The following is a 17,199-nucleotide window of genomic DNA, read 5'->3' as shown; positions in this document are numbered from 1 at the left end:
GTTATACAGACCCGTAGGTCTCTACGAACCGTTTTGCTCGTCTTTTTAGGAAATATCGAAGGAGTCCAAAAACAATAACGATCAAGGGAACCCCCACAATACAGAGGTACTTAATAAAGTTTTTCTCAATTTCAGAAACCTCACGCAAGGGTCGATCCGTAATGGTGTGTGAACGGATACCGATGAGCGCATCACCAAGGGTCAACCAATCCACGGTGTTTAAGAAAAAGTTAACGCCATCGGGACGTAATTGCGTGAGAAATTGCGCCGTGCCTACTACAATAATTTGGGTCTGTTCACTCTCAGTTTTGGTGATTCGTCCCGCTGTGTCTGTCCCTGGGACAGGCGTTTCGCTGTCCTCAGTTTTAGGAGAGGTTTCTAACCCCGATTCCGCGGCATCTTGGGTTGGGACCGGCGGAATTTCTTTACCGGCATAGAAACTCTTGAATTTGCCTTCCAAGGCGACAGCAACCGTATAAACTTGAGACTCCGCATTGGGCGGAATCGGAGCGTTCGGCATTAGGTTGTAATAGCCTTGGATACTCCGCCCTGCTTCACTTGTCTTTGCCAACGGCGTTGCGGTGATCCCTTCCTTTGTTACCATCTCTAAAGAACTCGTCCATGGTAATGTCAACACCTCCAACTGATTGGTGATACTGTGTTCCGTTGAGAAATTCGGTTTCACAATTTTAACAAAATAGGGATACGGTTGAATAACTGTCATGAACCCCTGTTGGAACCGCGCAGTGTCGTGGAATCTGGCATCAAGCAAGAGGTTGTTCCCAAGTTTCACACCGTAGTGTTCTAAGAGGTCATTCAGACCTGTGCTCAATGGAGCAGCTTGTAAGGTGCCAGGCTGTAATTGAATGGGATCGACTAAAAAGATTACCCGACCGCCACGCATAATGAACTGATCTATTTCATATTTATCGCGTTCCGTCAAGGGTTGTTGGGCACCCGCGATAACCAGTGTCGAAACGCTACTATCAATCGCTTTTCCATCTTGTAGACTGACGGCGGTGAGATTATATTGTCCTTGGGCACTTTTATCCAAAAGTTGGCGGAACTGTTGATGGTTTTGATGATCAATGTCAAATTCACCGTGTCCGCTCAAAAACCCTACCGTTTTCGCCTCTTTGGTGGTAACTTTGAGAATAGTGGACGTCAGTTCGTACTCCAAATTAGCGGTTGATCGCACGACTGGCAGGATCTCCTCTTTCCCGCTATAACCGATAGAGATGCCCATATAGACGTTCGCAATTTCCGCTTTATCCTTTTTTACAACATTGATTTGGACTTCCGGGATCCCCTTGAAACGGAGTTCCTGTTTCTGTCCATCGTCAAAATCGGCAGGATTCACGAAATCGATTTGGAGTCTCTTGGAGAACGCGTTGTATTCATCGAGGACATCTCTGACATCGCGACGGATTTGTGCGACCTCCGCGGGATTCGTGGAAAAGTAGGCGGTGATCGTCACAATATCGTCTAACGTGTCGATCACATTCTTAGTCGCTGTCGAGATAGTATAACGCTTGTCCTCGGTAAGATCGGCGCGAATGAAGCGACGCGTCGACAGGAAATTAATCAGCGCGAGGATGCCGAAGATGATTGCGACAAAAGCGAGGGTGTTGCCACCGTATTTGATTCTTTTATTCACCAAAACAGTCTCCTCCTTCCTTAACGCCATTTGCGGCTTTCAACCGACAATGTGCTTAAATAGAGAAAAAAACCGATGAGCGACAGATAATAGATAATGTCTCGGGAATCGAGAACGCCTCGAAGAATACTACTGTAATGGGCACCGAGACCCAGATAACTGAAAATCGGGAACAACCAATTCGGGGCATTGAAAAGCACAATGTCCTCACCGATGATCAGCAACACAAAACAGGCAGTGATGCCAAAAATAAACGCAATAATCTGATTTTCAGTCAACGTTGAGGCGAAAAGCCCGACGGATATATATGCCCCACCCATCAGCAGGAGACCGATGTATCCCCCGATGAGCGTCCCACCATCTGGATTCCCCAAATACATAACCGAAAGCGGCAGAACGAGTGAGAGTAACACTGTTACCGTAAGAAGGGCAAAGCTCGCTAAGAATTTCCCGATGACGACTTCGTAATCTCGAAGTGGCAACGTCATCAGGATTTCGACTGTGCCGAGTTTCTTTTCTTCAGCCCAGAGTTTCATCGTAACAGCGGGGATGAAAAACAGGAAAATCCACGGCATTAACCCGAAAAAACCGCGCATTTCAGCTTGGTTAACGAGAAAAAACCCTCTGAAGAAAAGCCAGGCAGAGATGCCGAGGAAAAATGTGATGAAAATATACGCGATGGGCGAATTGAAATAACTTCTAAATTCCTTTTTAAGGATAGCTGTAATGTTCGTCATGATTTTTAAAATATGGAAATCCTTAGTTATCAGGAGAGTGGTTATCGGTTATCGGTCATCGGTTACAAGAGGGTGTTTTTGCTTGGGCATTTCTGCGGATTTCCCTTGTTAAACGAAAACCTCTTAACCGACGGTTGACAACTGACAACTGACAACTAATTATGCCTGTTCCTTGTCTGTCAAATTCAGGAAGACATCCTCTAAATCCACGGATTCCTGACGGAGTTCTGTAAGGCTCCATCCATTCTTCACAACCACGTGAAAAAGTGCTTCGGCAGCATCGCTCCCCTGAGAGGCATGGATCTGATACCCTACGATACCGTTGTCCGTGTCAACACGATTCCACTGTGAGACAAAATCTAATTCGTTGAGTTGTGCCTCAATGGATTCCTGTGAACCTCGGATGGCGATATGCACAATTTCTTCGCCTTTCGCTTGACTGGAGAGTTCTTCGGGTGTCCCGTTTGCGACAATCTTCCCGTTGTTGATGATTAGAATCCGGCTGCAGGTAGCAGAGACTTCAGGCAAAATGTGTGTGCTAAAAAGCACCAATTTCTCTTGCCCGATGTTTTTGATTAAGTTACGGATCTCAATGATTTGGCTTGGGTCTAACCCAGAGGTAGGTTCATCTAAAATCAGGATAGGTGGATCGTGGATGAGGCTTTGTGCCAGACCGACGCGCTGCCGATAGCCTTTTGAGAGTTCACCGATGTCTTTTTGGATAACGTCCTCGAGTCCACAGATGTCGATAACCGCCCGAATCCGATCTTTCCGTTGGCTTTTTGGAAGGTTCCGCACCTGCGTCATAAAATTGAGGTATTCAATGACTCCCATATCGGCATAAAGGGGCGCGCTTTCAGGGAGATAGCCTATCTGTTTTCTGACTTCGACGGATTCCTCGAAGACATCGTATCCCGCAACGGTGGCACTTCCTGCATCCGCAGAGAGATAACAGGTGAGAATACGCATCGTGGTTGTCTTTCCTGCCCCATTCGGACCGAGGAAACCTAACACCTCGCCGGCATGCGCGTCAAATGAAACGTGGTCGACAGCAACTGTCGGACCGTAAGATTTTGTGAGTTCTCTAACTTCGATCATACGCTTGATAATGTAGAAACAATCGGCGAGAAAAGATGTTACCGATGTGTTTGAAAAATAGGATATATTTATTAAAATGGTAGCACAAAAATTTCCGAATGTCAAGAAAAATTGGCATTAAACTCGCTATGATTCCGACACGCCCCTCAAATCCAACTATACACTGCTGATCTCAACACAAGACTTAACAGGGGCCAAAAACACCCCATCAACGCTTCACCTAACACCAATCCGATGAAGAACGGCACTGCCTTTCGATAGGCGTTGATACCGCCGTGCCGCAAGATTACCCACTTTGCTACCATCGCCAGAAATAGCGGAAACCAGATGACATCCGTTGTTCCCGGCGCGACACCGATAACATATCCCGCGGGATGCAACGGACACCACACAAAACGTGAACGCAGAAAGATGATACCCACATTCACAGCGAAGGCGAATCCGAGCACCGAGGTCGCCAGCCAATCCGTCGGTTTTGGATTCACTAACCACGAAGAAAGGAAGTTGTATGTATCCGCACCACCGGCATGAATCTGCTCCGAGCCTGCAGCCACCCCCTCACTGTAAATCGCATACGGATAGAGAATCAGACTCGACAGGATACCCACAAGACTTGCAATGACTAATACGCCAAACATCGTTCGATTTCGGATACCCGTGCGCTCTCCGAGTTTAAACGCCTCCAACTGATCCGGCATCGGATGTGTCCGAAAGGAGGCATAACTTGCACCACTTAACCAATTCATCAACGAGAGCATTGTTAGGTTGCCCGCCCGCAAACGTCGCGTGCCGAGCAGTGAAATTATCATATACTGCGGGGTCAGATACCCAATCGCATGGATCGGTGGTCCCAATTCTGCACGCATTCGGGTTAACCCCATCACAATCATTAAATAGACCCCGATAAAAATCGCAAACGCCCATAGCGTCATCCCACTACGGACACAAAAAACCGCTAACAGAAGCAGACATATACCCAACGTAATGACGGCGGCGCGATGCGAGATCGCCTCTGTTCGTGAGGCGGCGCGATCGGGTCGGATGACCTGTGACCACACATCTGCAAAATGTTTCCGCGCATGCCAACAGGCAATCGCAAGCAATGCCAGCAATGCCCCGGCACCCTGTTCTCCTAAAAACGGATAGCCGGGTAACGCTGAAATCCCGACAGCACTTCCAAAGAGCAACTGGACTTTCTTCAGCAGATAGAAAAAGGTGCACGAAAACGCCAAATCCAAAGGCAAAATAAAGGAGAAGCCAATTATATAGGGATGAAACCTGAGGGGTGTGCTACCCATTGCGCTCCAGGGTTTTTGCGTGAAGTAAACATTGAGATCGTATTTTCGAACAGGGATCTCTGGGAGAATAGGGTAGAAGAACTGCAGCCCATTGAGTAGGTTGATGCCCATGGCGATGCCGAAGCCGAGCCAGAGCAAGCGATTTGAGAAGATACGCCGGTTGGTGGTAATCTCAAGCGGAATTTGAATAATCGGATACGCGAGTTTCTCATTTTCTATCCACTGCTTGCGAATCAGGGAGGTCAAACACAAAAAGATTAACATCAACAGGAAAATAACCACCGACCAAGCGAGAATCGGCACGATCCAATACTGGACATAACCCTCTGTAAAAAAGTTGACCTCACCCTCATAGAAATCGTTGACGGCTTTCGGGTCTTTCACGACAAGCCATTCGGGAAGATAATGAAAGAGGAGTGCCTCCCAATCGTTTTCGGGGGTAGCAAAGCGAAACGCATACGGGATGAGTCCCATTAAACGCGGAATACAATCATGTCCTGAAAAAGCACTCCCTACGGCGAGCATACTAAAAATGACAAGTAGATCCCGGGGCTGCAGGGCGGCGCGTGGAAAGATACGCCGCACAATCATGTTTAGAAACGTTATCGCTATAATGCCGAACATGACATTGACGGACATCGCGACGGTTGTCAGATGTGCGGTATGCCAAATCATTTCGACATAGGCTATCCAGTAGCTATTCGCGATAATCAAGACAGCCCCAATCAGCACTGCTCGTTTTGCGATTGTCTGCGAGGCGTGCGAATCTGTAGTGTGCATATTCTCAGGAGAAAAACGGCAGCGATTTCATTTCTTGCTCGACCGCGACACCTCGAAACTAAACCGCTTTAATATATACCTTGGTTAGGAGAACTTGAGTTGTAGAGTAGACAGGGCATTGTAGCGTGCATCGGCTCTATCAAAAAATGCAAAGTGCGAGCCCGTGTTTGAAAATTTTCCTTTGCTATATTCGTTAAATATGTTATACTGAATATAGGAGTTTGTCAAGGTTTTTCTTGCAAATCAAATTCCGAGAATGTTCTTTGTAATATTCGTGAGACAGGTCGGCTTTCGCACAATGATATGCCCGTGTTTCACTACTGACACCATCACAATTCTATTCAATACAAACAAAAAATTAGGGCTGGGATTATCCCCAAATTTCAAACGGGACCCCATCCAGAGCATCAGTAAAGAAAACTATCGACTTTTACGTATGTTTTTTATGTCATAACTTAGGAAGGAGAGTTTAGAATGGAATTAACTTTTGAAAGGGATGATCTTTTAGACGCCTTACAGGTCCTGCAAGGTGTCGCAAGTGGACGGACGACCCTACCAATCCTCTCAAATGTCCTCATCAATGCCACCGGCGGCACGATTGAGTGCATGGCAACGGATCTGGAAGTCGGCATTAGAATGGCGGTTGAAGGGACCATCACAGAGGAAGGAGCAATCACCGTCTCCGCTAAGAAGTTAGGAGATATTGTTAAGGAGTTACCTGCGGACAAACCGATACACTTGGCAACGACAGCAAACGACCGTGTTGAGATTACCTGTGGGGAGGGTGTTTACAAAATCATCGGACTGCCGGATGAAGAATTCCCACAACTCCCTTCAGTTGAAGGGGAAGCCTTGAAGATCGGCGGAGAGACCTTACGGGATGTCCTTCAGAAAACGGAGTTTGCCGCCTCTACAGAAGAGGTGCGTTACTTCCTGAATGGACTCTATTTCAATTTTCTGGAGCATGGCACTGAGATAGTCGCCACGGATGGTAAACGCCTGGCATTGGCGCGCTGCGAGCCTCTCACCTCACCGGGAGAAGCCAACGGATTCATCGTTCCGTTGAAAGCTGTCCGCGAGATTACGCGAACCTTCGCTGATGCTGGAGAGGTCAGCATCTCAGTTTTTGAAAACCAAATCCTCTTTACCGATGGAAACGCGACCTTAACGACGCGGCTCGTGGAGGGGGATTACCCGAAATACGAGAAAATCATTCCCGAATCGACTGAAGGCAGAGCCGTCGTTCCAAAAGAAGGCATCTTAAGTGCAACGCGGCGGGTCGCTCTCCTGTCGAATCCGAAGAACTATTCGATCTGCTTAGAAATCGACCCTGAACAGGTTCAAGTCTCTGCGAAGACCCCAGAGTTAGGGGAAGCCTACGAAACACTGCCGGTGGAGTCAAGCACTGGAAGCGTCAGGATCGGTTTCGACGCTCGGTTATTGATAGAGGCGTTGGCTCACATCGAAACGGAGTCCTTGTCTCTGGAATTTTCAGGTGAGTTGAACCCGGTTCTTGTGAAGCCGGTAGGCGACGATAACTATGTCTCGCTCATCATGCCCATGCGCCTGGATCCCGCTTCAGCATAAAAACTGGGAGTTCTTACCATGAAAGAAGGGATACGGTTACACCGTATCCCTTCTTTGTTCAACCTCTATCAACTTTAACGCTATGTTTAACGTGATACACATGTGTCTAACGGCACGCCTCCGGGCTGGCATCGTAATAGTAATACACACGACTTGCATTATAGACATACGTCATGCCGTGAGAGGCATGCACATAGCGATACGCTGTCTCACATACCGTATCAAAAGGCCACCATTGTTCTTCATAGCAATGGAGATACTCCTCAAGGATATCTGCAGGATGGTTTACCGTTGATGTATTTGAAGATGTGCCTGTCCTCGTATAGAGAAGCGTGCCATCGGGACAAGTATAATACGCTGTGTAAGGTTGAGTGATTGTGTAGTTATCATCGCCAACTGCGGGGTCCGTCAGCACCAATAAAGGAACAGCAAAGGCACATACAAACATTAGGAAGCTTAAAACCCCAAAAAATTCTTTCAACATTTTGTTCTCCTTTTGTTATCTATGTGTAAAATCGCTGGTGTTTGCCAGCCGTTAAGTTTTTCGATGAGAATGTTCACCTATATAACTCCATTATCAGAGCGTATCCCTCTCAAGGGGATGAGAAAATAAACAGCATTATTCGTCCTGTTTCATCTACAAGATGGAATGGGACTCCTTCAACTTTTGCCTTTTTATATTTTTCAAGTTTCTGGCGAATGCGTTCATTCTGAGGATCAAGCTGGGACCGCGCTTCAAGATAGGGAAGATAATCGTCATATGTTATAGATATATTTCGTGCCACTTTTTTGTAAAAATTTGCAACTGTGTGAACTTGTGGGATATTTCCGTGTTTCCTGATGAGTTCTGCACGTATTTCCTCGGCGAGTTCTATGGTGATTGGTACTCTTTTTATTTCTGTTTCTGGAGGTTTGGGGCGTGGCTGATTTTCGATGTTGCGAGCTTCTTCAAGCGCACGTCGATTGTTTTCAGTCGGAAAGAGATGGTAGTGTACTTGAAAATAAGCAACAAAGAGTTCACGCGATATCTCAAACCCTGGATTCCGTCCAAACTCTATAATAAATCGGACTTGCGGGATGTCTCCAAATTGTTTAAGGAGTGTGGCATGGGTATACTTGTTTTTCCATTCTTGAGAGATGTTCATATTGTGCCAGTTCGGGAGAATCTCCAGATTCATAAGTTCTGAGACATCTTCATCTGTCAATTTTACCCACCCGTCAGGATAGCCTGAGGGGGGAACGTTTTCCACCAATAGAAACAGGGATTCATCGGTTTCCTGGGCTACCGGATTATCCACTGCTGTGCATCCGAGGATAAAGGAGATGCAAAGGAGGCATGTGAGTAAAGACAGGATGCTTTTCATTGAGAAACTCCTCTTATTCAATGTATGTCTTGATGATGCATCGAAGTAAACGTTCATGTTCCCTGATAAACATCGCGATTGTATCCAAATTGCCGTTGTGATTCTTGCTATGAAATTTCATAATGACCTCCAGAACAGCACTATGGTATCGCCATTATCTATATAAGACGTTTAAACTGGGCAAAACAATTGCTCTGATGCAAAAAATTGAACTTGGGCAATATTTTACAACGTCGGTTTGAAACAAAAAAGGCACGGTTACATGAAGATTATAGTAGATTCCGTAATTACTTATACACTCGTATGGTTGTGTGGTTTTGTGAAGGAAGACCCGTCTCACGGAGGCACAGGAAACTAACGGTCTCATAAGCTACAAAGATGTAAACGTATTTGCCAAATCTACTATAAAAGAAGCAGTATTATTCGTCCCCATCCTCTTTTGCTTTTTGATATTTTTTCAGTAAATCCCGATTCTTTTTGGTTGGAAAGAGATGGAATTGTGCTTTGAGCCAAGCCAAGCGCTCATCATCTGTTACATGTTGATCTAACAAGAATTTTAACTGAATATCTAGATAGGTGTGTACTTCTGGAATATCTCCATGATTTTTAATGAACCGTTCTCGCTGAATTTCAATGAATAATTTGGGATCTTTCTCTATTAGTTTATCCTCATCTACAAACTCTGGACGGGGCTGATTTTCGATGTTTCGAGCTTCTTCAAGCGCACGCCGATTGTTTTCGGTCGGAAAGAGATGATAGTGTGCTTCAAAATAAGCAACAAAGAGTTCACGCGATATCTCAAACTCCGGATTCCGTCCAAACTCTATGATATACCTAACCTGCGGAATGTCTCCGAACTGTTTGAGGAGTTGAGCGTGGGTATATTTAGTACGGGCCTCCGGATCTATGTCCATCTTGAACCAGTTTGGTGGAATCTCGACCTCCATAAGTTCTGCTACATCTTCATCTGTCAATTTTATCCACCCATCAGGATAGTCAGAGAGAGGTATATTTTCCGCCAGTGGAAAAACGGATTCAAAGGATTCGTATGTTTCGGTTTTATCTATTGCCGGATTGTCGGTTTCTCCGCAACTGAGAATGAAAGAGAGCGAAAAAAGGATTATGAGGGAAAAAAAGATGCTTTTCATTAAGGGGCTCCTCTTATTCAAAGATAATTGCGTTTCCTGATGCGATTGCTTTTCGCAAATTGTCGAGCGTTTGTCGGTTGTGTTGATTCGGAAAGAGATGGTAGTGTGCTTCAAGATAATGGGTATATTCCTCGAGTGTTGGAGGAATACCACGGGCGACTTTTAACTCATAATCTCCAATGGCTTGAACTTCAGGCGTATCCCCAAACTGTTTGATGAATTGGGCATAAAGATATTCTGCACGCAACTCGGGATCTTCTGTTTTATACCAGTCTCGGGGCGGGTAGGTATCGTCCGCAGCCTTGGTAGGTTCACTCACGGGATGAGTTTGGCCCCACGGATCATTTTTTGGAGGCGTAACATCGAACACGCTGTCATCTCGCCAGTCATACTCGTCACTGTGCGTGTTTGTTTCGGCTGCATGGGAGTGCGGACCGGTCTCATGCGAATCGCCATGGCTATGGTCCTGCAGATGCCCGTATTGCAAGGCGATGTCCGTTTTCTCGGTCTTCGTTTCTGTCGTAGGAGCACGCTTGGGGGCAGGTGTTACCGTCCTATAGATTTTTATAGGCTCGGGAGAAGTTGTGGGTCTTAAGAACATAAAGCCACCAACACCAATAAGGATAAGGGCACCAAGGGCCCAGTGCCAATTTCGTTTCAACATCAAAACACCTCCACAGAGAATTAGGCATTTCCTATCTGCAAGTACTCTCGGACCTTCTTTCTGATATAACAGAGCCGAGTTCTCACTGTGCCTTCGGCAATCCCCAATCTCTCTGAAATCTCAACAGCGGTGTATCCATCAATCCATAACAGCACTACATCACTATAGATCGAACCCAGTGCCGCAATCCGATCCAGAATCTCTTGGGTAATGACTGCTTGATGCTGCTCATCGGGGATACTCATACCGCCGCCAAACGCCGCACGGTTAATAAAGGGTACCAGGGCTATGTTTCTATTTGCGTATCTTTCCATTTGACGCTGGAAATTGACGCACTCGTTTCTGACGATCCTGGCCATCCATGCCTTCGGATGTTTCACAGATTTACCCTTCTCAAAGTGTTCAAGGATCTTAAGGGTTGCTTCTTGAAAGACATCCTCGGCATCATCTACATTTTTAATGTATGTCTTGATGATGCATCGAAGTAAACGTTCATGTTCCTTGATAAACATCGCGATTGTATCCAAATTGCCGTTGTGATTCTTGCTATGAAATTTCATAATGACCTCCAGAACAGCACTATGGTATCGCCATTATCTATATAAGACGTTTAAACTGGGCAAAACAATTGCTCTGATGCAAAAAATTGAACTTGGGCAATATTTTACAACGTCGGTTTGAAACAAAAAAGGCACGGTTACATGAAGATTAAAAAATAATTCGGTAATCGTTTGTGTGAACTCTGCCCGGGAATCGCGAGCACCGCTCACACCTACCGCAAGAGGAAACCTCTGAAAGTCTACCGAATTTAAATACTTAAACTTCATCAAACCGCGCCTATCGAACGGCAATTGCAATTCACGATTTTAAAGCGCGTTCACCCAGACTGAAACAGTCAACAAGCGAGATTTTAGTTCACTTCGACACCCGACATCTGCTCCAACGCCAGCATCAGTGCTTGGGTGCCTAACCTACCGTGCCCCTGTGCCTGAACAGCTGTGTAAAGTTGATGCACCAACGCAAGCCCTGGGAGACTCAGATTCATCTTGCGTGCCTCGTCTAAAGCGATGCTCATATCCTTGATAAAATGCTCTACAAAGAAGCCAGGGTCGAAGTTCCGCTGAAGAACCCGTGGGGCTAAATTGTCCAGCGACCAACACGCCGCTGCACCGCCACTAATCGAGGACAGCATCGTCTCCAGATCCAATCCAGCTCTGTAGCCGTAGATTAATCCTTCGCAGACCCCGATCATTGTCCCCGAAATCGTGATCTGATTGCACATTTTGGTGTGTTGTCCAGCCCCTGCGCCGCCTTGATGGACGATATTTCCCCCCATCGCCTCGAAGAGGGGCATAACGGCTTGCACAGCACCCTCATCGCCGCCGACCATGATAGAGAGACGCGCCTCTCGCGCACCGACATCTCCGCCTGAAACAGGGGCATCGATGGATGAAACGTCCTGTGCCTGCGCGGCGGCGTCAATCTCCTGCGCGAGAGAGGGTTCCGTCGTGGTCATATCAACGATGATACTTCCGGGTTTCGCCCCCTTTAAAATCCCACTGTCACCGAGGTAAACTTCACGGACATCGGGGGGAAAACCGACAATTGTGAAGATAATATCGGAGGCAGCTGCAACGTCGCTCGGGGAATCTGCCCATGCCGCCCCCGCTTCGAGTAACGGATCAGCCTTTGATTTCGTCCGGTTATAGACGGTCATGCCATATCCGAGGTCCATCAGATGTTGACACATCCACCGGCCCATTACACCCGTCCCAATCCAACCGAGTTTCGTTGTTGCGGGTTCAATTTTCAATGTGGTAGTTTCCATAACTTTCCTTTTTTTAGTAGTTATCAGATCGGATTTTTCGTAGAAAAATCCTGTCAGTTGTCAGTTAAGAGATTTATGTCTTTGTGCGCTTTCTAAAATCCTTTGTTAATTGCGAACCAATGACAATACCCCCGACGACCACAGCACAATAGATAGCGAAAAATCGCGTCAACAACACATAGAGCGGTATCAATTCTTTGAGAATCAGATTTTCCATCAACCCGAGGGTTACAACCTCTGCCACCCCACTTGCCCCAGGACTTGGTGCAAAGAGCACGACGAAATTCAGGAGCAACCCAACAACGCTGAGTTCCCAGAGGGTCGTCTCCCCGTTGAGTGCCGCCACGACTATGTAACTCCCAACGATCCGTGCCCCGAAGAAACCACAGGTTAAGAGAATACTGAATGCGCATGTCCATTTATGGTGACGCAAGAACATTACCGTAAACGACTTATGTTCAGTAACGAGTTCTTCGACTTTTGAAGTAGCACGTTCAAGAATAGGCGTGAGACGCGTGAACCGTCGCTGTGCAACACCGCAGAGCCAATGAAAAAAACGAAAAACAAACTCTGGCTTGAAAAGTAGTAGCAGAAATCCGATAAATGCCAAGCCGAACATGAAACAACTGAATAGGCTTATCCACGTAATCCCTTTTGGTAAAAAAGGGGGATCTAACCATGCGATACCCGCTGCAAAGCACATGAGCGTGATTATCGTGGAAAGGAAACAGATGATGCCCGATGTGATCGATGCTGACAACGGCACGCCTGCTCGTGTGTAGATATAGAGATGTCCCACTCCACCTGTCTGGAAGGGTGTAATACAGGAAACACAGAGCGTTGCTAAGTTTGCGCGAAGACTGTCTCGGAATCTGATGTCTGGTTTGACTTTTCGAATAAAAATATGGAAGCGGAGTGCACCGAACACCCAATCCACGAACATACACAGACAGGCACCGAGCAGCATCTCAACCTGCATCTCGCGAAAAACTTGCTTTATATCTTGCGTCCCACCCCACAAAAAACTTAGGAATAACCCAGCGAACGTGCACAGCAGAAAGAAAAGCGCACCGCGAGCCGCGTTTTCGCGGCTCAAGAATTCCTGCATTACCAGCGAAATCTCCTTATTTAAACTATTAACTCTGGGCGTTGCTCCATTTCATTACGCAACGGTTTTGGGTTAATTCCAACCCATTCTGGGAGATCAAAGGGTTTTGACTTGACCGAAAACGACCATGAAATGGAATGGCCCCCAGAGTCCCATAGTTAAAAAACCCCTTATCCAGCAATGAGCGTCAGCGTCAGACTGATATCCATCGGCATCGCTGAATGCGTCAATGCCCCGACAGAGATGAGATCTACACCGGCTGCTGCCACAGTTTTTACTTTGTCCAGTGTAATACCCCCGGAGGCTTCCGTCACTGCGCGGTCTCCTACCGCTTGCACAACTGCCTTCATAAGCCTCGGAGGCATGTTATCAAGGAGCAAGATGTCGGCTCCTGCTTCTAAGGCTTCATCGACCTGGTCGAGGGTTTCAACCTCGACCTCAATCTTTGCGGTGTGTGGAACAACCTGTCGCGCACGCTGAACGGCGTTACCAATCCCGCCAGCGGCGACGATGTGGTTATCCTTGATGAGTACGCCGTCATAAAGCCCAAAACGGTGGTTTTGTCCACCCCCGACACGCACGGCGTATTTCTGAACCGCCCGCCATCCGGCTGCCGTCTTCCGGGTATCTACGATTTTGGTGTTGTAGCCAGCGACCGCCTCCACGAATTGTGCGGTGAGCGTTGCTATCCCGGAGAGCCGTTGCAGGAAGTTGAGTGCCGTCCGCTCTCCGATGAGAATGGTTTTGGCACTCCCTTGCACCTCGGCAATCGGTGTCCCCGCCTTCACAGCGTCCCCATCAGCGACAAGCCCACGAAACGCCAGGGTCTCATCTAATTTTGCGAAGACGCGTTCGGCGACTGGGAGTCCTGCGACACTGCCGTCACTCTTAGCGAATAGGGTTCCTATCCCCTCCTGTGTGGACGGCACTGTTGCTTCTGTTGTTATATCACCGATACCGATGTCCTCTTCAAAGGCAAGTTCGATGAGAGGATCTAATGAACGCAGATTCAGCATTTTTAATTATACCTTGCGGGTCGGTCAGGTGCGTTGAATGACCAACGATCCTCTCCGTAGATCTAGAAGAAACACCCAAGCAAAAACCCCTCCGCTCCGCTTACGGGCTTGGTCTTGTTAAACTCGCCTATAGGGCGAGGGGACCTCGCCCCTACTACAATTTAACCAAGAACTTACGCGTAATATGATGGAGTGCAGGTCAGGTGACCATAAATTAGAAACCCTAATACCTTTCCAAATACGGGGTTAGGAATTTCTTTGCGTCTTCCGTGACATCCCAGGCGTTGGGCCAGAAACAGAGATCGATAGAGAACCAATCCCCGTCGTAGCCAGTCTCATCCATGATGACCGGAATAATCGCGTCAAAATCGAGCACACCATCTCCGAAAGGCGCGTGTGTGCTTGTTTCGTCGTCATGGAGCGTGTTGTCGGAATCGATGAGGTGGAAGTGACCGATCTGACCCTTGAGTTGACGCGCCAAGTCAATGACTCCATTATCGCCGAGGGTCTCCTGCTCTCCGGGCTGCCGGGCACCGACAACTGCACACATTTGTGCGTGACAGGTATCGAACATCACCTTGAAATTGGAATGCCCCACTGCTTGTGGCATATTGACAATGTCGCTGGGTTTGTTGAACATAAATCCGGGTTCAAATTCCCAGAGCATTAACACGCCGTGATCTTCGGCGACTTGTGCACAGCGTCTCCAGACGGAGACGATCCGATCCCAGGCTTTCTCAGGCTCAACGCCCGGAATTCCGGCTTCGGGATCATCTACTGTGTCCACACGAATCGCGGGCGATCCGAGATCCAAGGCGAGTTGGAGACTCTCTTTGAACAACTTGTAGTATCTGTCGTCCTCCTGCCCCTCATCCGTAGCGGGGCCGGGGTGCGACCAGAAGTCGGCGGCTAATCCTGAGACTTCCAAACCGTAATAGGAGATTAATCCTTTGACAGCATCACGATCACTTTTCATCGGGTAATCGTTAATATCAATATGCGGTTTAAATGCTCCGATTTCAATACCATCGAACTCAAGGTCGCTGAGCGTCTTGACGACGGTATCAAACGGAATCGGATTGTCTTCATAGGGACCAAAGGCATACGCCCAACTTCCAATGGACAATTTTTTTGCCATGTTTCTCTCCTTACTTTTAATTTTAGCTTGCGGCGCAGCAGAATTAGGATACACCCGTGACCAACGTCCGAACCGTTGCTTCAAGTTCAAGGGTTATCTGCTCCACCGTTTCTCTTTTCTGTGCCTTGTAGGTATCGTAACAATCTCGGAGATTTTTGGGTTCACCGACACGGACGGATGCGACCCGCGGTCCCCGGATTTTTGACGTGCCAAAGACTTCTCTCTCCAGACGCATAATCACCTCAAGAAACCGCTCTGGCGAACGTTCTTCTGCGACATATCCATCTGAAATCGCTATAAAATTAATTAACCGCTCCAGATCGGGATAGAAGCGTTGGAACTTCTGGAGCAGTTCTTCGTGTATCTTCCGCTCATACGCCGTCATCTGCTCGATGTCCTTATAGACCTCGGCATCGACCAAATTTTTCAATGCCCGCACCCTCGTGAGAACGTCGGCAGACGGACCGGCTTCATAATTTAAAGACTTGGCGGATAACAACAGATGATCTCCATGGGTGTATCACCCGTGCTAACGATGACGTAACTGGACAAGCATCGCGGGATAAAGACGGATTTGCCGCGTTTGAGCGGGACATCCTCAAAATCGCCACGTAGCACGCCTTCGCCGCCCAAAGTCACGAGTGCGTAAAACCCTTTGTCTGCTGGCATACTGAGCGTCGAATTCACTGTTAGACGCGAGCATCCAAAGAATTTCGAGGCTTCCTCCGGCACGATCCGATCCTCTCGGTTATCGCCTTCCGCTCGGACGGGTTCCGGTGTGCGGCGGATGTAGTTGTTGAGATAGTCGAGTTCCAATTTATCAAACTCAGCGGCATCTACGGCGAGATCCCATCCGAGTCCGAGGTGCCCATCATCCCTTTCAAACGGAAAACCTTCCCATTCCGCGAGGATGTTCCAGTCGGTCGGTTCTTGTGGTTCGAGAACGCAGAGTCCTGTGCCGAGCGAATGGACAATCGGTGTCCGTAAGAAATAGACTTCGCCGACCTTCGGTTCAACAACGTGCATCAGACTCCGTAGCGTTGGCACGTCTTGTGCCTCCATCAGGCGGCGGAATTCTGCCTTGTCTATTGCTTCTTTCCAACCTATCCACGCCTTCGCGCCCGGACGCGTGCCGATGAGGATCCACGCTTCGTTCTTACCGAAGGGAGAATTGAGATGTTTCTGTGAGAAGTCGGGGTTTGGATGCCAATGGATAGGGATATGTGCCCCTTCACCGACATCAAAAATCTTGAGAAGTACACCCAATTCAGTGCCGTATTTGTCGACGTGCGCGCTACCGAGTGTCTCCTCCGGAAATGCGTCCAGCAGTGCTTTCAACAGAACAGTCTCGCCACCGGGGAGTTGGATGCGACTGAGTCCTTTGTCGGGCGGATTCTCTCTGCCGGGTGTGATTGCCCGGTTTGTGGAAAAGATCCATTCTTCGGAGTAGTAATCATCTTTCGGATCGGGTTCACCCATAAACTCGGCGCGGAGCTTTCCACCGTTATAAAAATGTAGGTAGGTATTTGGTGCTAAGCCAACGGGTGCGTCTAACATTGACCGCAGTTCATTTTGTGATGCCATATTGCTTCCTTTCTTTTTCTTTAAGAACTAAGGGCATAGATTTCAGGTTCCCTTGTTTAAAGTCAGTCTATCATTTTTAGACAGGTTTTGTCAAGTCACTTTTTGGGGGCGGGTGAGTTGGCAAATCGCCGCTCGCAACTGTTGGCGAGCATCCTTATTTTCCCAAAGCCTCCCTCTCGGTTTCTGCAGCGT

At 47.7% G+C, this 17,199-nt stretch carries 16 protein-coding genes; 1 reads left to right on the top strand and 15 read right to left on the bottom strand.

Going from position 1 to position 17,199, the window contains the following annotated elements:
- Window position 1 precedes the first annotated feature (1 nt).
- From F4X88_15640 to F4X88_15625, 4 genes are all read right to left on the bottom strand, one after another.
- Window positions 2-1,687 (bottom strand): hypothetical protein, encoded by a 1,686-nt coding sequence (locus F4X88_15640; protein ID MYA57719.1) that lies wholly within the window; start codon window positions 1,685-1,687, stop codon window positions 2-4.
- Complete coding sequence (locus F4X88_15635; GenBank protein MYA57718.1) at window positions 1,678-2,394, bottom strand: ABC transporter permease subunit; 717 nt, start codon at window positions 2,392-2,394, stop codon at window positions 1,678-1,680. Before F4X88_15635 ends, F4X88_15640 begins: the two co-directional genes overlap by 10 nt.
- A gap of 159 nt (window positions 2,395-2,553) precedes the next feature.
- Complete coding sequence (locus F4X88_15630; GenBank protein MYA57717.1) at window positions 2,554-3,492, bottom strand: ATP-binding cassette domain-containing protein; 939 nt, start codon at window positions 3,490-3,492, stop codon at window positions 2,554-2,556.
- Window positions 3,493-3,638: 146 nt separating this feature from the next.
- The gene (locus F4X88_15625) at window positions 3,639-5,570 is read right to left on the bottom strand and encodes a hypothetical protein (protein MYA57716.1); all 1,932 of its coding nucleotides are present in this window, start codon (window positions 5,568-5,570) and stop codon (window positions 3,639-3,641) included.
- A gap of 474 nt (window positions 5,571-6,044) precedes the next feature.
- Between F4X88_15625 and dnaN the strand changes: the two genes are divergently transcribed.
- Window positions 6,045-7,157, top strand: coding sequence for a DNA polymerase III subunit beta (dnaN, locus tag F4X88_15620; GenBank protein ID MYA57715.1), 1,113 nt, complete (start codon window positions 6,045-6,047; stop codon window positions 7,155-7,157).
- 106 nt (window positions 7,158-7,263) lie between these two features.
- Here dnaN and F4X88_15615 read toward each other — a convergent pair whose 3' ends face one another.
- The 11 genes from F4X88_15615 to F4X88_15565 all read right to left on the bottom strand — a co-directional run bounded on the left by F4X88_15615 (window position 7,264) and on the right by F4X88_15565 (window position 17,007).
- Window positions 7,264-7,641, bottom strand: coding sequence for a hypothetical protein (locus tag F4X88_15615; GenBank protein MYA57714.1), 378 nt, complete (start codon window positions 7,639-7,641; stop codon window positions 7,264-7,266).
- A 109-nt stretch (window positions 7,642-7,750) separates the two neighbouring features.
- Window positions 7,751-8,521, bottom strand: coding sequence for a hypothetical protein (locus F4X88_15610; GenBank protein ID MYA57713.1), 771 nt, complete (start codon window positions 8,519-8,521; stop codon window positions 7,751-7,753).
- Window positions 8,522-8,940: 419 nt separating this feature from the next.
- Window positions 8,941-9,669 carry a hypothetical protein gene (locus tag F4X88_15605; GenBank protein ID MYA57712.1) on the bottom strand — a complete coding sequence of 243 codons (729 nt, stop codon included), beginning with the start codon at window positions 9,667-9,669 and terminating at the stop codon, window positions 8,941-8,943.
- Window positions 9,670-9,682: 13 nt separating this feature from the next.
- Entirely contained in the window at window positions 9,683-10,333 is a 651-nt protein-coding gene (locus F4X88_15600; protein MYA57711.1) for a hypothetical protein, read from the bottom strand.
- Window positions 10,334-10,353: 20 nt separating this feature from the next.
- Window positions 10,354-10,893, bottom strand: a complete 540-nt coding sequence (locus F4X88_15595; protein MYA57710.1) for a sigma-70 family RNA polymerase sigma factor — start codon at window positions 10,891-10,893, stop codon at window positions 10,354-10,356.
- A 350-nt stretch (window positions 10,894-11,243) separates the two neighbouring features.
- Window positions 11,244-12,161 carry an NAD(P)-dependent oxidoreductase gene (locus tag F4X88_15590; GenBank protein MYA57709.1) on the bottom strand — a complete coding sequence of 306 codons (918 nt, stop codon included), beginning with the start codon at window positions 12,159-12,161 and terminating at the stop codon, window positions 11,244-11,246.
- Window positions 12,162-12,234: 73 nt separating this feature from the next.
- Window positions 12,235-13,269 carry a flippase-like domain-containing protein gene (locus F4X88_15585; protein MYA57708.1) on the bottom strand — a complete coding sequence of 345 codons (1,035 nt, stop codon included), beginning with the start codon at window positions 13,267-13,269 and terminating at the stop codon, window positions 12,235-12,237.
- 170 nt (window positions 13,270-13,439) lie between these two features.
- Window positions 13,440-14,285 (bottom strand): carboxylating nicotinate-nucleotide diphosphorylase, encoded by an 846-nt coding sequence (gene nadC / locus F4X88_15580; protein ID MYA57707.1) that lies wholly within the window; start codon window positions 14,283-14,285, stop codon window positions 13,440-13,442.
- 223 nt (window positions 14,286-14,508) lie between these two features.
- Window positions 14,509-15,423, bottom strand: coding sequence for a sugar phosphate isomerase/epimerase (locus F4X88_15575; GenBank protein MYA57706.1), 915 nt, complete (start codon window positions 15,421-15,423; stop codon window positions 14,509-14,511).
- Between the two features lie 43 nt (window positions 15,424-15,466).
- Complete coding sequence (locus tag F4X88_15570) at window positions 15,467-15,922, bottom strand: hypothetical protein (GenBank protein ID MYA57705.1); 456 nt, start codon at window positions 15,920-15,922, stop codon at window positions 15,467-15,469.
- Window positions 15,901-17,007 (bottom strand): hypothetical protein, encoded by a 1,107-nt coding sequence (locus tag F4X88_15565; GenBank protein MYA57704.1) that lies wholly within the window; start codon window positions 17,005-17,007, stop codon window positions 15,901-15,903. Before F4X88_15565 ends, F4X88_15570 begins: the two co-directional genes overlap by 22 nt.
- Window positions 17,008-17,199: the final 192 nt, after the last annotated feature.

The sequence above is a fragment of the Candidatus Poribacteria bacterium genome, assembly GCA_009839745.1.
Taxonomy (GTDB): Bacteria; Poribacteria; WGA-4E; order WGA-4E; family WGA-3G; genus WGA-3G.
The sequence above is the reverse complement of the archived record's forward strand: the minus strand, read 5'-3'. Positions and strand labels throughout refer to the sequence as shown.

Excerpts from the sequence above, each read along its gene's own strand:
- F4X88_15640 (MYA57719.1), bottom strand. The coding sequence starts at position 1,687 with ATGGCGTTAAGGAAGGAGGAGACTGTTTTGGTGAATAAAAGAATCAAA.
- F4X88_15590 (MYA57709.1), bottom strand. The coding sequence starts at position 12,161 with ATGGAAACTACCACATTGAAAATTGAACCCGCAACAACGAAACTCGGT.
- dnaN (MYA57715.1), top strand. The coding sequence starts at position 6,045 with ATGGAATTAACTTTTGAAAGGGATGATCTTTTAGACGCCTTACAGGTC.
- F4X88_15625 (MYA57716.1), bottom strand. The coding sequence starts at position 5,570 with ATGCACACTACAGATTCGCACGCCTCGCAGACAATCGCAAAACGAGCA.
- F4X88_15610 (MYA57713.1), bottom strand. The coding sequence starts at position 8,521 with ATGAAAAGCATCCTGTCTTTACTCACATGCCTCCTTTGCATCTCCTTT.
- F4X88_15565 (MYA57704.1), bottom strand. The coding sequence starts at position 17,007 with ATGGCATCACAAAATGAACTGCGGTCAATGTTAGACGCACCCGTTGGC.
- F4X88_15635 (MYA57718.1), bottom strand. The coding sequence starts at position 2,394 with ATGACGAACATTACAGCTATCCTTAAAAAGGAATTTAGAAGTTATTTC.
- F4X88_15575 (MYA57706.1), bottom strand. The coding sequence starts at position 15,423 with ATGGCAAAAAAATTGTCCATTGGAAGTTGGGCGTATGCCTTTGGTCCC.
- F4X88_15595 (MYA57710.1), bottom strand. The coding sequence starts at position 10,893 with ATGAAATTTCATAGCAAGAATCACAACGGCAATTTGGATACAATCGCG.
- F4X88_15605 (MYA57712.1), bottom strand. The coding sequence starts at position 9,669 with ATGAAAAGCATCTTTTTTTCCCTCATAATCCTTTTTTCGCTCTCTTTC.
- F4X88_15585 (MYA57708.1), bottom strand. The coding sequence starts at position 13,269 with ATGCAGGAATTCTTGAGCCGCGAAAACGCGGCTCGCGGTGCGCTTTTC.
- F4X88_15600 (MYA57711.1), bottom strand. The coding sequence starts at position 10,333 with ATGTTGAAACGAAATTGGCACTGGGCCCTTGGTGCCCTTATCCTTATT.
- F4X88_15615 (MYA57714.1), bottom strand. The coding sequence starts at position 7,641 with ATGTTGAAAGAATTTTTTGGGGTTTTAAGCTTCCTAATGTTTGTATGT.
- F4X88_15630 (MYA57717.1), bottom strand. The coding sequence starts at position 3,492 with ATGATCGAAGTTAGAGAACTCACAAAATCTTACGGTCCGACAGTTGCT.
- nadC (MYA57707.1), bottom strand. The coding sequence starts at position 14,285 with ATGCTGAATCTGCGTTCATTAGATCCTCTCATCGAACTTGCCTTTGAA.